Below are 14,593 nucleotides of genomic sequence, written 5' to 3' on the forward strand. Positions count from 1 at the left end.
TCTTTCACTGTTTGACAACATCTCCATTATCGCATATTTGAATATGTTTGTACCATACCATATTTAAAAACCCGCCACCTGGAAAAGATGACGGGTTTCATTCGTTACACGGAGGATGCTTTTTCCTCTTCCAGCTTTTGCAGCCTGTCCTGTATTTCTTCTTCTGTGAGCTGATGTTCTTTTACATAAAGATTCCTCGGATGTACACGGCATTCATCCGTACAGCTTCTCATATATTTATGTTCATTTTCTTCGGAGCATAGAAACTGTCTGTTGCATTCCGGGTTGGCGCAGTTTACATACCTTTCACACGGCTTGCCGTCAAAATAGTCACGCCCTACGATGACATGTTCTTTCTGATTGACAGGAACCGAAATCCTTTGGTCAAACACATAACATTTGCCATCCCATAACTCCCCTTGCACTTCTGGGTCCTTCCCATATGTGACAATTCCGCCATGAAGTTGGGACACGTCTTCAAACCCTTGCTTCAACAGCCAGCCGGAAAATTTTTCACAGCGTATGCCGCCCGTACAATACGTTAAAATTTTCTTGCCCTCAAGTAAATCCTTGTTTTTTTCAACCCATTCAGGAAGCTCCCTGAATGTTTTAATGTCTGGGCGAATCGCTCCCCGGAAATGGCCAAGGTCATATTCATAATCATTGCGGGCATCAAGGACGACTGTATTGTCATCTTGCATCGCTTCATAAAATTCTTTCGGACTGAGGTATGTGCCCGTCACTTTCCGTGGGTTGACGTCATCTTTCAACCGCAGCGTAACAAGTTCTTTCCGTGGGCGAACGTGCATTTTTTTGAAAGCATGCGTGTCTGCCTCGTCTATTTTGAATACGATATCCGCAAAACGCGGATCTTTTCTCATTGTTTCCATGTACTTGTCTGTTTGCTGGACAGTTCCGGAAACCGTGCCATTAATCCCTTCTTTTGCCACGAGAATGCGGCCTTTCAGTCCCAGCTCTTTGCAAAACTTCAAGTGTTGAGCGGCAAACTGTTCAGGATCATCAATGGTCACATACTGATAATAAAGCAACACCCTAAACTCTTTGGACATGTCAAATACCACCTATCGATTTATATTTGCAAGATATAAATGTATTTAGGCGTTTTTTCCAAGTGCGTGAAGGCACTAAGATATACACTTTACTCTTACACAATGAGTATTTTACATTTTGTCCAATTAAAAATCAAGAGCGTTCACTTTCCTGATCATGAGCCGCGCAGCGGACGTAACCGCCAAATTCTTCTTCAATGATTTCACCAACCGCAAAAAGTTGCTCTTCATTTCCTATTTTGCTGATGAGTTGTACGCCAATGGGCATGCCGTTCTCATCCTTCCCGGCAGGAACTGTTAGAGAAGGAAATCCCCACACATTTGCATACGCAATATACGGCATATACTTTTTAAACGTCTTTTTAATGGAAAATATTTCGGAATACAATTCTCCGTGCGGCGGGGCAGTCCGATGGTAAACCGGCAACAGCAAAATCTTATTTTCAAAGTATTCAGCAATGGCTTTATCTCCTTTTTCGATGATCTTGTGGAGATCCCTGACGCGTTTTTGACTTGGCTTGAACATTTTGGCACCAATGAGCGCCCATGTGAAATAACGGTGGTAATCAGAACGATTGGTGATTGCTTCCTTCACATATTCTTTCACAACTTCCCCATGCCCCTGAAAACCGGCGGCATCCGCAACCGATTTTCCACCATCGACTGACATGATTTGCTGCCAGATGATGGCACTCTCTTTAAAATAAGGAGGGTCTTCAATTCCAACCAAAAATACTTTGTTCAAATGATCCGCAATTTTTTGTATCAATTGTTCGGAAGATTTTTCAAGCGGATAAGCGCCTGCCGGAAGCTTATGAATGATGATATCGGAAAGTTTCTTTGCTGGGCTTTCCTGTCGCTTTGCAATCAACGAGTATATGAACCGGACATCCCTTATGGATTTGGCCATCGGACCGATGCCGAGCATTCTTTTTTGAATGGGGTGAACAATATCCGGAAAACTGCCGATATCGGAAACTTGCGCATTTCCAGACTTGAAGCCGACGACCCCGTTGAAATGTGAGGGAAAGCGAATAGAGCCCCCTATATCTGATCCGATTCCCGCAGCCGCGCCCCCAACAGCCATCAATGCCGCCTCTCCTCCGGAAGAACCTCCCGCGGTTTTCTCCAAATCCCAAGGGTTGTTTGTTTTTCCGAATCGTTTATTAGCTGTTTCCTGGCAAAAACAAAGGGTCGGGGTGTTTGTTTTTCCTAAAATAATGGCCCCTTCTTTTTGCAGGATTGAGACAACCTCCGCATTTTTATCAGCAACGATCCCGTCTCTGTTGGTAAGTCCGCCAGTCGTTTTCATGCCTGCTACATCAAAAGATTCTTTCATGCTGATCGGGACACCAGTCAATGTACCGTTACTGTTTCCGCTCTCCAAAAGACGATCAGCTTCTTTTGCTTCCTCCAGCGCCTCCTCGAAGCGATCTTCGACAAGCATATTCACTCTTGAATTGACATGTTCCAAATGTTTCATGTACGTTGTGACAACTTCAACAGATGACATTCTACCGGAATGTATTAAATCTATTAAAGTAGTAACATCCATATCCAAAATGCGCAGGCTGTTTTCAGGTGCCGTTTTCAACATTCTTGACATAAGCACTCCTTTCGGATTTTCACATATTTTACTAATTATTCGATAAATTCTCTCCAATATCCTTTATTTGATAAATATAAAACCCCGGGACCATCCCGGAGTTTTACACACTACACATGTTTTGTCAGTTCTCTTACTCTATCATCGCTTGGCAGCAACCATGTAAAAATACCGGCCAAAGGAAGAAGACTGCAAAGGATCATGACGAATTTGATGTTATATAAATCGGCAAGCATGCCTAATGCAACTGCACCAACCGCCCCCATGCCAAATGCGAGTCCGACAATCAGCCCGGATACCATCCCCACTTTTTTGGGGAGCAGTTCTTGGGCGTATACAACAGCGACGCTGAAGCTAGAAAGTAAAATAAAGCCGATAAGAAAAAAGATCGGTATAATAAACGAAAGCGGAACATACGGCAAGGCGAGCGTCAATGGTGCCGCCCCGATCATTGACAAGGAAAGAATATTTCTTCTCCCGAACCGATCTGCCAACGGTCCGCCGAAAAATGTACCAAGGACACCGGCAAACATAAAGATAAAGACATATAATTGCGCGTGCCGGACAGTCAATCCGTAATCTTCCATCAAATAAAATTGATAAAAATTGTTGATGCCCGCTACATACCAGGATCTGGCAAAAACAAGAAAAACGAGCAAGGCAATGGCCACTTTAATTTTGGGATGAATCGGATACCCATTCTTATGAACCGTTTTTCCTTTTCTCGAAAAAGCGGCGGTTTGCAGCTGGGCTTTATACCATTTGGATACGAACATCAACATGATAATGCCTACTGTCGTAATGGCTATAAAAGCCAAGGCCCCCTTTTGGCCAAGCGGGACGAAAATGAAGGCCGTAAAAATGGGCGCAAGCGACTGGCCAAAGTTGCCTCCCACCTGGTAAATGGACTGGGCAAGCCCGCGCTTCGACCCGGCTGCCATATAAGCAACACGCGACCCTTCCGGATGAAAAACAGCCGAACCAATCCCAATGAAAAAGACTGATGCCAATATCATATAAAAATGGGACGATAAAGCAAAACCGATGAGCCCCAGCGTACTGACAAACATGCCTGCCGGAAGCAAAAAAGGCGTTGCTTTGCGGTCGGCAAAATAGCCAAACACCGGCTGCATGACAGATGCAGTCATGTTTAACACGAAAGCAATCCAACCAATTTGCGCAAATGACAGATGCAAATGCTGCTCAAAAATAGGATTCATCGCCGGTACAACAGATTGAATGGAATCATTTATCAAATGGCTGCCGCTGATCGCATAAAGCACTCCGTATACGGTCGTTAACTGTGTTTGTTGTTTTGAAGTCAACGCATTATTCATAATAACTCTCTTTCTTAGCCAAAAATAAACTGCTCTTCTATTTTTGACAAATGATAAGGTTCCCCGTTCAATAATATGAGCAGGCCGTAATATATTTGCAAATCTTCGTCGCAAGGATCACAGTAAACATAATCTCCATCTTTCCAAAACGCCACCATGGAGGTATTTTTTATTTTTACGTGATCAAAACGGGAAACGAATAATCTGTATAGAGCACCAAACTTCATAAAGGCGCTGTTCTTGTCCGAACATACATATGTGGCCAATATATCGTTTTTCCAATCAGGAAAAAACCACCAAGGTTCATTTTCACCTTTCATGATTATGACTTCCCATTTTTGAACCATGTTTAATCCCCCAAACTATCATCCACGCTTTTCATTATACTACAAAGACATGTCTTTGATTATACAATTCTCCCGTTTTTGACTCCATCAAAAAGCTCTCTTACTGTTTATTTTTCCTAACAGTTGGACATGGATATTTAGCAAGGAGGTGTTGATTGATGAGAATTGGCGTGGAAGAAGGATTAACGAACGTTACGGAAGCGCTTCAGCAAAAAGGCTATGAAGTTGTTTCATTATCGAATGCGACGGATTTGGACGAATGTGACTGCTGTGTTGTCACCGGAATGGATTCCAACATCATGGGCATGCAAACGACCACGACAAAAGTACCTGTGATTGAAGCGAGTGGATTGAGTGCTGAAGAAGTATGTAAAGAAGTTGAAAACAAATTACATTAAAACAAAAGAAAGACCGGCCTTCATTTCCGGTCTTTCTCTTTATATACATATTGACCCACAAACCACTCCAGAAAAGGTTCCAATTCAGTCAGCAAAAATAAAGGAACATTTGCCCCCAATTGTAATGGCTCCCGGCAAATAATCGCCTCAATGTGATGTAATTCTCCCAGCAAATCCACATCTTCATTGTCCCTTAACAAGACTGCCTTGGGGTAGCCGTGATGCTTATAACCTTCCACTAGAATAATGTCCACTGGGATATCGTTGTATAATTGAATGATTTCCTCCAGTTCCCACGAACTTTTTTGGGCTTCTATATGCAATATACCGTTGCCTTCCACAGCGGTCACATTTGCACCGGCCAGGCGGTGTTTTTCCGAATCTTTTTGTACTGAAATTCTTTCTGGAAAACCGCCGTGACCGTGATGCTTAATCGTCCCCACCGTAAGGCCATGGATTTTACATGTGGCAATCAATCGTTCCATTACCGTTGTTTTGCCGCTGTTTTGATATCCCGTTATTTGGAAAATCTTGGCTCCTGCCATGGCTTGTCACTTCCTTCGGCATCTTCCAGAAGCATCATATCAACGTGATCTCCCGCCTGAAACCCTCTCGTTCCTCCGGGAAGGACAATGAAACAATCGGCCCAAGCAAGGGATGTGACAACACCTGACTTATCAAGCCCAACCGGTTCGGCATACACTTTGCCATCTTCAAACAAGATACGGCTCCGAACAAATCGGCTGAAAGGATTCGGTTTCGGAAAATCACTTTTTAACGTGCCTCGAATCGTCCGTAAATAAGGCCTGTCCGAGTGCAGCCAATATTTAATATAGGGCCCTGCAAACAACTCAAATCCTACATAGCAAGCTGAAGGGTTTCCCGATAGACCAAATAATAGTTTTCCATCCCTTTCCGCACAGCTCGTTACACTTCCCGGCCGCATCGCTATTTTATTAAAAAGGAGGCGGGCACCGATTTGTTCATATATTTCCGGAAGGTGATCATAATCGCCTACGGACACCCCCCCAGTGGTGATGACGGCATCACACTCTTCAGTTGCTTGCATAATCGTGTCGCGCAGTTTTTCCAAGTCATCGGCACACTGTTCATACCTTTTATATTGCGCACCCGCACGCAATATTTGTGATTCGATCATATACCCGTTGCTGTTGCGGATTTTCCCCGGAACCAGGTCATCTTCCGGCCCAAGAAGCTCACTTCCGGTCGCGAGGACGCCGATAAGCGGCTTTTTGGCGACAGGCACTTTGCTGTAGCCAAACGTGGCAAGCAGTGCTTTGATTCCTGGGTTGATACGGACGCCTTTGTCGATAAGCGGAGTTCCTTTTTTCGCGTCTTCCCCTTGAAAGGATATATTATCCCATTTTTTCATCACGCGTTTGATTTCAATAAAGCTTTCTCCATTTTCTTTCAGTTCGTTTACAAGCTCCAACATCACAACACAATCGGCCCCTCCCGGGATTTGCGCGCCTGTCATGATCCTGATCGCTTCCATGGGACCGACTGTTTTTCCGCTCACTTGGCCTGCCCCTATTTCATCAACCACTTGCAGCCGTTGCGGGTTGTCACGGGAAGCATTTTCGGTATCGGATGATCTTAACGCAAACCCATCGTAAGGTGAACGATTGAAGGGCGGAACATCATGATCTGCAATGATCGGCTCCGATAAAAAGCGGCCATCACACTCATCGATGGAGACAAGTTCCGTTTCGCCCCTTTTCTTATATTCCATCATCTTTGCAACTGCATCCCGCACCCAAATCGGCTTTCTGATTTCCATCGGCTTCCCCCTCATCTTCTCACTATGTTATCCACCTATATAAGACATTTCAATTTTCTCTTTGCGCCTTACACTTTCTTCTGTCCGCTCATCTGAATAACGATCTGTTCTTCGTTCCCATACTGAACGGATTTTGTCAACGAGCGGACCTTCATCTGGATAGGTTCTTAAAATGTTCCGCAAATCATGTCCTTTGGAAGCAAACAAGCATGTGTAAAATTTTCCGTCAGCCGAAATCCGCGCTCTTGTGCAACTGCCACAAAAGGATTCCGATACAGATGTTATGAATCCGATCTCCGTTTTTGAATCCTTGTATCTGTACCGCTTGGCTACTTCTCCAAAATAATCGGGATCTACAGGCTCCAATTCAAAGTGTGCGGCGAGCTTGTTGAATATTTCTTTTTTGGTAACGACTTTTTGAAAATTCCAGCCGTTCGTATTGCCTACATCCATAAATTCTATAAAACGAAGCGTGACCCCCATATCCCGAAAGTGCTCGGCCATTGGAATGATCTCACTTTCATTGACGTCCTTTTGTACAACCATATTCACTTTTACCCCTAAACCTGCGCGAATGGCGGCTTCTATTCCACGTAAAACAACGTTGGAACTCACACCCCGGCCATTTATCTTTTTAAATATCTCATCATGCAGAGCATCAAGACTGACATTAACCCTTTTAAGTCCTGCTTGCTTCAGATTTTCCGCTTCTTTCGTCAATAAGACTCCGTTAGTCGTCAATCCGATATCATCAATTCCTTCTATTTTCGTTAAGCGTGATATTAAGGAGGTGATATGTCTTCGAAGCAGCGGCTCGCCACCCGTAATTCTCAATTTCCTGACACCCAATTTGCTGAAGACAACTGCAAGCCTTTCTATTTCTTCAAATGACAAGATTTCCTCTTTGGGCAAAAACGTAAAATCAGGCCCAAATATATCAGCAGGCATGCAATATTGACACCTGAAATTGCATTTATCTGTGACGGAAATCCGCAAATCCTGCAAAGGACGCCTCAATTTGTCCTGTAATCCCTCCATTAAATCTCCTCCAATTCCAACTGTTCGCCGCTATATGGAAATTGTATCATTTTTCTATTGTTTGGACTAACAAACTATATTTGAATGATAAGCTCTTTTTAAGAAAAAAATGAAACCTTATAAGGCTTTATTCGGTATAATGACTAATAAGGAGTGAAAGAAATGAGAAAAAGCCTGAGTGCGATTATTGGGATTGTTGTGATACTCGCCATTATCCTGATCCCTTTATTTGGGAGCTATAATGGATTTGTCAATGCTGAGGAAGAGGTCGAGAAGACACATGCCCAAATTGAAAATCAGCTCCAGCGACGAGCCGATTTGATCCCAAATTTAGTAGAAACGGTGAAAGGATACGCGAGTCATGAAGACAAAGTTTTTAGTGACATTGCGGAAGCAAGATCCAAGTTGATCGGGGCAAAAACGCCTGAAGAGCAAGCAAATGCAGATGCCGAACTGACGACCGCTTTAAGCAGACTGCTCGCCATCTCTGAAAATTATCCCGAATTAAAAGCCGATAAACAATTTACACAGTTGATGGACGAGCTTGCCGGAACTGAAAACCGGATCGCGGTTGCGAGAATGGATTACAACGATCAAGTGACAGTCTACAATAAGAAGGTAAGACAGTTCCCGGGACGCATTACAGCATCCATATTTGGGTTTGAGAAGAAGGAGTACTTTAAAGCAGATGAAGAAGCGCAAAATGTGCCGGATGTAGATTTTGAAAGGAATGGGGAGTAATGAAAAGGGTCCTCTTTTCCCTCCTCTTCCTTTTTCCCATCCTTTTATTTGCCCAAGGACAGCAGGGTTTTGCAGCTAATATACCGGATCCAGTTGGAGATATTTATGTACAAGATTTCGCCAATGTGTTATCAGAAAAGGAAAAGCAGGAGCTTGTGGAACTGGGGAAATATTTGGACGATCAAACGGAAGCGCAAATTGCGGTTTTAACCGTTGAGTCGCTTGGAAAAGAAACAGTCGAGGAATACGCATTGGAAGCTTTCCGCCAATACGGGCTTGGCGGCAAAAACACAGACAATGGGGTATTGTTGCTGCTTTCTCTGAATGACCGAAAAATCCGCATTGAAGTTGGGTATGGTCTTGAAGGGGCTCTTCCTGACGGAAAAGTTGGACGAATCTTGGACAGTTACGCCCTCCCCTACTTGGAAAAAGATGAAGTCAATTCGGCAATCATCAATACGTATAAACAATTGTTTAATGAAGTTGGAAAAGAATACAATCTGGATAAAAAGGCCGATGCAAAAGGGTTTGAATATACGGAAACAGATGACGGACCTTCATTGCTGACGGTCATTATATTTTTCCTGATTTTCGCCGGACTTGTATTTTTAGACTTTCGATTTCTTGGCGGAGCTCTCAGTTTGTCAATGCTCAGAATGCTTGCCGCCATCCTCCAAAGCGGTGGTCGTGGCGGCGGAGGCGGTGGTGGATTCCCGCGATCTGGCGGAGGCGGTTCAAGTGGTGGTGGCGGTGCGAGTCGTGGCTGGTAAAGCGAAAAGCGCTACCATTACAGAGGCGACAAGCGCTGGAGCTTCTGAAAGAGAAATGTTTCGATTGAAGCCGCGAAGCAAACTTACACCCCTGGTGCCTAGAGCAAATCAAACAGAAAAGCGACAGGCGCGGTTTAACCGTGTTAAACTGGACGGAAAGCGCCGGCCATAACGGAAGTGAGGTTCTTACCTGCACTTCCGGTTTTTATATGATTTCAGTTTCGTTCGGTGGGGCATGCTTAATTCTTCAATAGACGGCATTCATTATTTTATCAGATGCTAGTCATTGAGCGATTGATTGAGTAATTTTTTCAGCAACGGAAAAAGGATATCGGGAAGTTGATCCGCTTTTTCCGCCATTATGCTTCTGTTTCCATAAATATTTTTAAATACTTCCTCTTGGCCCGGATCAATTCCGTCATTGGAAAGCAGAATGTTAAATACTTCAATTCCCTTCTTTCTGGCCTCTGCTACGGCTTCATGGGTGTCTATAATCCCATTTTGATGGTAGCCGTATGCAGACGGTTCCCCGTCGGAAAAAACGAGAAGAAACTTTTGCTTTTCCGGCCTATGGATCAGCCTTTCGCTTGTTACACGGATGGAAAAACCGTCACGGTTATCCTCTTTTTCTTCCAGTCTCATTATTTCAGGCCCCGTACTCTCGTTTAGAGAACGGGAAAACGAAATGACCTTGTCAAAATAGTTTGGCTGTTCATCCTTTGTCGCTTCATCCGCATCTTCCCAAAATCCCGTCACTTCATGAGGTACACGAACAGACTTCAACGCTTCGTGGAATAAAATAATCCCCCGTTTCGTTTCCGTCATTTTATCTGACATCGATGCAGAGCAATCAACTAATAAGCTAAAAACGGCATCAATCTCTTTGACAGGTTCGGTTTTTTTATAAAATAAGTTCGGATAATCCTCAATAAAATACGGTATGAGATTTTTTCCGAGCCGTCCTATCTTCCGATTTGTAAGCTGTCCGGTTTTTTTCTTTTCCAACGTTTGTTCGATGATATTTTTTAGTTTTCTTTTATAAAACAAAACTCCTTCCCTGAGTTTCCTGTATTGCTCTCTATCGTTAGCATCAGGTGTTTGGGGAGGTATAAAAATGGCTTTTGCCTGTTTATTCACCTCTCCGTAGCGATGTGGTTCGTCTGTTGTTTCGATTCCTTCGTTTCCTTCAAGTTCTGTATTTGCCCACGCTTTAGAAGCTGACTTTCCGCTTTTTCCCCGAACGATCGTCATTTCAGTTTGGCCCGGCTCTCCCTTTCGCGCATTTCCCTTTGGCAAACTCGATTTCGTTCCCCTTTCCAGGTTAAAATACAAGTGGTTGTCTCCTTCTTTTTCTGTCTCGCGGTGCCACGTTTTCATTTCCTCTTGGAACACGTCTTTATTTTTGGCATCTGCTGGATCATTGTTTTCAAGGAAAGATTTTCTTGCTTTACCTGTTCGAGCCTTCATCAGGGTGTTGCCGGATAATACGGGCAAGTGAAAGTACTCATTGATCATATCATCCGAAAAAAGCAGTTCAGCCTTTTCAACAACTTCGGCACAAAGAATGGCACAATCTTTCGTGGATTGGGCTTCATACATTTTTTCCAGCTTCTCGAGAAACAATGGTATGTGCCTATCGAGTTCAACGGGAAAAGCTGGAAAAGTCGCAAAGGGCTTATTCGTATTCCAAACTGCGTAAATGAAATTAAAAAAAGCGTCTATCCATAAGTTTTTTTCAAGGTTCACATTCATTTGCGATTCAAAGTAATCCATATAAACGGCACGTCTTGTGTGAAACTCCCTATTCATCCCCGTGCGCTTACGCTTACACTCTTCTTCAATCCTTACATCTTCCGCCAACATAAACAATTGTCGGGCGAAGCTTGGAATGTTGGTCTCGGCCGCAAACTTGGAGAAGGGTTCAATCTCGCGAAAATCAGTAAAATGGATGTTTCCGAAAGCCCGCAAAAAGATTTCACTTTTCATTCCATCTATTTTTATTTTTTGGGGACGATCATCCCAAAAATGGCTTACATATATCTTGTTCTCTTGAAAGCTTATATACGATAATTTTCCAAAATCCACCTTGTATTGATTGGTTTTGGCCAGAGTTTTCGCCAAATCTTCCAACTCCAACAAAAGAAAGGAGTTGATTTTTTTGTCGTTGAAATCGATAAAGTGGTATAGCATGAAACCACTCCCTTTAAAATAACGTAGCGGCTATATTCATCACTGCTGCTCTCTCTCTGTCCTCTTCCAGTTTATCGGCAATACCTCTTTGTACTGCGCGAAGCGGCGGCATAAAAACCGCCAAGTCACAAGAATCTAATAACGCCCTGATGGATGCAGCTTCTTCGGGAATTTGGCCGTTTCTTACCTGGAAAAGGAGATCATCAGAAAAACGAATGAATTGTTGAATTAATTTTTCATCTTTTAAAAGACTTTCTTGTTGAATAACTTTTTTTAATACTTCTCCCTGGACATAAGGGATATCGATTACGATAAACCGGTTTTTCAACGCCTCGTTTAAGGGAACTGTTCCAATATATCCCTCGTTAATAGCGGCGATCACACCAAAGGTTTCTTTTGCCTTTACCACGTTTGCTGTAAACGGGTTTGTAAACTTTCTTCTGTAATCGAGGATGCTATTTAAAATCGGGAGTGTCTCCGGTTTGGCCATGTTAATCTCATCGATATATAATAAATGCCCCCTCTCCATCGCTTTTACGACGGGACCCGGAACAAATTCAATGCGGTTTTTCCCCTCTTTTTCGCTTATTGTTTTAAATCCGAGCAATGCTTCAGAATCGGTGTCGACGGAACAATTTACACTATGCAAAGGCTGTCTGAAAATATGGGACAAAGCTTCTGCCAATTTTGTTTTTCCGGAACCAGTCGGACCTTTTAATAAGATATTTTTTCCCAATGATAAAGCGATGACCGCATCACTCAAAATGGAAGAATCATCCGATAAAAAGCCGTTTTCTCCGATTTGTTCTTGATCATAGTGGGAAAATAACTTGTTTCTTTCTTGAATCATTTCTTGAATGTTTTGTGGAAGTTCATTTAATAACATGGGAACAATCCTTTCTTAGTTCCAACTGCTTGGCTTTGTAGCCCTTCTATTTTACCAAACTTCCCGTATCAAAGAAAAAAGCATGCTTTTCAGCAGGCTTTAAGATTCGCTATTCGTCGAATTGTCGTTTTCTTCGCTCCCGAGTATGATGGGACCAAGTGGATTATTCGTCGGCTCTTTATGGTAAGAATATAAGCCCCGTCCGACTTTGATAATTCTTTCATCCGCTTTCATAATGGTGTTCATAAAGGTTGTCATATTGGCGATTTGAAAGCCGGTGCGCTCTTCTATTAATTTTTCCAAATCTATGCCGCGAATGGGAGAAGTTTGTTGCTTCAAAATATTTACCGCGGCTTCGCGCATTTTCGTCGTTTTGCTTCTCCTGGAGGGCCGCGCCCTTCTCATCTTGGATCCAGTCCATTCTTTCTTTTCACCATCTTGTTGGGGAGCTTGCAAATAAGGCTGTGATCTTTCTAAAAATTTTAAATCTTGTTCAGACGTCCCGGTCTCGGCAGATGTTTGGGCATCAAGTTCTCTTAAACGGCTAAAAATATAAGCTCTTTCTTTCTGAATTTGTACGATCAACCTTTCTTCCGCGTCTTTCATTTGCTCCAGTCTAAATCTTAATGCAGCTCTTTCATCAAACATAAAATAAAACCTCCTGTCACAACATTATTATAAGTTGTTTGCATTGAATTAGTAAAGAATTAGTTTTTATATACTAAATATTCTTTTACTAGTAACTATTTGTCGTATCTTGGTAATTTTTGCCTAATTATTTTGTTTGTATATTTCCTATATTCATAGTATACTAATATTTGGAAGCGGTTTCTATTTATATTACCATCCTTGGGAAAATTTTTAAAGGAGGAGTTCAATGAGTCAAGTAGCATTGGAAGTCAACGAAAGAGTGGAAAAGTTTTTACAGGGTACGAAAAAGCTTTATATTAACGGAGAATTTGTTGAGAGTGCAAGCGGAAAGACATTTGAAACCCCTAATCCGGCAACGGGTGAAACTCTCGCAACCCTGTATGAAGGAGAAGCGGAAGATATCAATCGAGCGGTCAAGGCAGCCCGCAAAGCCTTTGATGAAGGCAAATGGCAAAAAATGAGCGCTGCCCAAAGAAGCCGATTAATGTACAAGCTCGCCGATTTAATGGAAGAACACAAGGAAGCGTTGGCCCAACTTGAAACATTGGACAATGGAAAACCGATTCGTGAAACAACAAATGCCGATTTGCCGCTTGCTATTGAGCATATGCGTTATTACGCAGGATGGTCAACAAAGATTACAGGACAAACCATTCCTGTTTCAGGTCCGTTTTTTAACTATACCCGTCATGAAGCTGTCGGTGTAGTCGGACAAATCATCCCTTGGAATTTCCCGCTGTTAATGGCGATGTGGAAATTGGGGGCCGCACTGGCGACTGGATGTACGGTCGTGTTGAAACCTGCGGAGCAAACGCCGCTATCCGCCCTATACTTAGCAGAATTAATTGAAGAAGCCGGATTTCCGCCGGGAGTGGTTAACATTGTTCCGGGATTTGGAGAAACGGCTGGACAAGCTTTGGTAGACCACCCGGAAGTGGACAAAATTGCCTTTACGGGGTCCACTGAAGTCGGAAAGCTCATTATGGAGCGCTGCGCCAAAACAGTCAAAAGAGTTACGCTGGAACTCGGCGGAAAATCACCAAATATTATTCTGCCTGATGCTGACTTGAAAAAAGCCATTCCAGGTGCATTGAATGGCGTCATGTTTAACCAAGGGCAAGTATGCTCTGCCGGATCACGCGTATTTATTCAAAAGAAACATTTTGATAACGTTGTCGCTGATATGGCTTCCCATGCTAAAAGTATTAAGCAGGGATCCGGCCTTGATAAAGATACTCAAATGGGGCCGCTTGTTTCTGCCGAACAACAGAATCGGGTACTTAACTATATTGAGAAAGGGATTAACGAAGGGGCTGAGCTGCTCACCGGGGGCCAACAGCCGCGTGAAGAAGGATTCTTCGTGGAGCCAACCATTTTTGCAGACGTTAAAGACGACATGACGATCGCAAAAGAAGAAATTTTTGGACCGGTTATTGCTGCTTTGCCTTTCGAAGATCTTGATGAACTGATTGATCGCGCCAACAATACGGAGTATGGATTGGCGGCAGGTTTATGGACGCAAGATGTGGCGAAAGCCCATTACGTGGCAAACCGTTTACGCGCGGGTACGGTATGGGTGAACTGCTATAATGCCTTTGATGCCGCGTCTCCGTTTGGAGGATTCAAACAATCCGGTCTTGGGCGCGAAATGGGATCTTACGCCCTGAACAATTATACTGAAGTCAAGAGCGTTTGGATCTCATTAAAATAAAAACGGATATAATACGAAAGAAGCCTTCTGTATTGAGGCTTCTTTTT

Annotated in this window: 14 protein-coding genes; 4 read left to right on the top strand and 10 right to left on the bottom strand. The window is 43.2% G+C overall.

Annotated elements, in window-relative coordinates; translation table 11 throughout:
* Positions 1-104 precede the first annotated feature (104 nt).
* The 4 genes from NST31_RS00865 to NST31_RS00880 all read right to left on the bottom strand — a co-directional run bounded on the left by NST31_RS00865 (position 105) and on the right by NST31_RS00880 (position 4,360).
* Complete coding sequence (locus tag NST31_RS00865) at positions 105-1,070, bottom strand: rhodanese-related sulfurtransferase (RefSeq protein ID WP_077112070.1); 966 nt, start codon at positions 1,068-1,070, stop codon at positions 105-107.
* Between the two features lie 133 nt (positions 1,071-1,203).
* A complete protein-coding gene (locus NST31_RS00870) occupies positions 1,204-2,676 on the bottom strand; it encodes an amidase (RefSeq protein WP_339163386.1) in 1,473 nt (490 codons plus the stop codon).
* Positions 2,677-2,786: 110 nt separating this feature from the next.
* Positions 2,787-4,013 carry an MFS transporter gene (locus NST31_RS00875; protein WP_077112074.1) on the bottom strand — a complete coding sequence of 409 codons (1,227 nt, stop codon included), beginning with the start codon at positions 4,011-4,013 and terminating at the stop codon, positions 2,787-2,789.
* Positions 4,014-4,027: 14 nt separating this feature from the next.
* A complete protein-coding gene (locus NST31_RS00880) occupies positions 4,028-4,360 on the bottom strand; it encodes a DUF1033 family protein (RefSeq protein WP_339163388.1) in 333 nt (110 codons plus the stop codon).
* Between the two features lie 155 nt (positions 4,361-4,515).
* On the opposite strand from NST31_RS00880, the gene NST31_RS00885 reads away from it, so the two are divergent.
* Positions 4,516-4,758, top strand: a complete 243-nt coding sequence (locus NST31_RS00885) for a YkuS family protein (protein ID WP_339163390.1) — start codon at positions 4,516-4,518, stop codon at positions 4,756-4,758.
* 20 nt (positions 4,759-4,778) lie between these two features.
* On the opposite strand, the gene mobB is transcribed toward NST31_RS00885, so the two are convergent.
* The 3 genes from mobB to moaA are packed head-to-tail and all read right to left on the bottom strand — an operon-like array spanning position 4,779 to position 7,597.
* Entirely contained in the window at positions 4,779-5,303 is a 525-nt protein-coding gene (gene mobB / locus NST31_RS00890) for a molybdopterin-guanine dinucleotide biosynthesis protein B (protein ID WP_339163393.1), read from the bottom strand.
* On the bottom strand, positions 5,276-6,559 hold the full coding sequence (gene glp / locus NST31_RS00895; RefSeq protein WP_077112083.1) for a gephyrin-like molybdotransferase Glp: 1,284 nt from the start codon (positions 6,557-6,559) through the stop codon (positions 5,276-5,278). The genes mobB and glp overlap by 28 nt, the downstream gene beginning before the upstream one ends.
* Before the next feature lie 27 nt (positions 6,560-6,586).
* Positions 6,587-7,597, bottom strand: a complete 1,011-nt coding sequence (gene moaA, locus NST31_RS00900) for a GTP 3',8-cyclase MoaA (protein ID WP_077112085.1) — start codon at positions 7,595-7,597, stop codon at positions 6,587-6,589.
* 162 nt (positions 7,598-7,759) lie between these two features.
* Here moaA and NST31_RS00905 point away from each other — a divergent pair, with 162 nt between their 5' ends.
* Both NST31_RS00905 and NST31_RS00910 read left to right on the top strand, forming a co-directional pair.
* Positions 7,760-8,338, top strand: coding sequence for a LemA family protein (locus tag NST31_RS00905; protein ID WP_339163396.1), 579 nt, complete (start codon positions 7,760-7,762; stop codon positions 8,336-8,338).
* Positions 8,338-9,108, top strand: coding sequence for a TPM domain-containing protein (locus NST31_RS00910; protein ID WP_339163399.1), 771 nt, complete (start codon positions 8,338-8,340; stop codon positions 9,106-9,108). The genes NST31_RS00905 and NST31_RS00910 overlap by 1 nt, the downstream gene beginning before the upstream one ends.
* A 279-nt stretch (positions 9,109-9,387) precedes the next feature.
* Here the strand turns inward: NST31_RS00910 and NST31_RS00915 are convergent, their stop codons facing one another.
* From NST31_RS00915 to NST31_RS00925, 3 genes are all read right to left on the bottom strand, one after another.
* Positions 9,388-11,298, bottom strand: a complete 1,911-nt coding sequence (locus tag NST31_RS00915) for a hypothetical protein (protein ID WP_077112093.1) — start codon at positions 11,296-11,298, stop codon at positions 9,388-9,390.
* Positions 11,299-11,311: 13 nt separating this feature from the next.
* Positions 11,312-12,184 (bottom strand): MoxR family ATPase, encoded by an 873-nt coding sequence (locus NST31_RS00920; protein ID WP_077112095.1) that lies wholly within the window; start codon positions 12,182-12,184, stop codon positions 11,312-11,314.
* Between the two features lie 99 nt (positions 12,185-12,283).
* On the bottom strand, positions 12,284-12,832 hold the full coding sequence (locus NST31_RS00925) for a hypothetical protein (protein WP_077112097.1): 549 nt from the start codon (positions 12,830-12,832) through the stop codon (positions 12,284-12,286).
* 229 nt (positions 12,833-13,061) lie between these two features.
* Between NST31_RS00925 and NST31_RS00930 the strand changes: the two genes are divergently transcribed.
* Positions 13,062-14,546: an aldehyde dehydrogenase family protein gene (locus NST31_RS00930; RefSeq protein ID WP_077112099.1), complete on the top strand. Its 1,485-nt coding sequence runs from the start codon at positions 13,062-13,064 to the stop codon at positions 14,544-14,546.
* Positions 14,547-14,593: the final 47 nt, after the last annotated feature.

Origin of the sequence: Siminovitchia sp. FSL W7-1587, assembly GCF_037963795.1 — a bacterium.
Lineage (GTDB): Bacteria > Bacillota > Bacilli > Bacillales > Bacillaceae_C > Siminovitchia > Siminovitchia thermophila.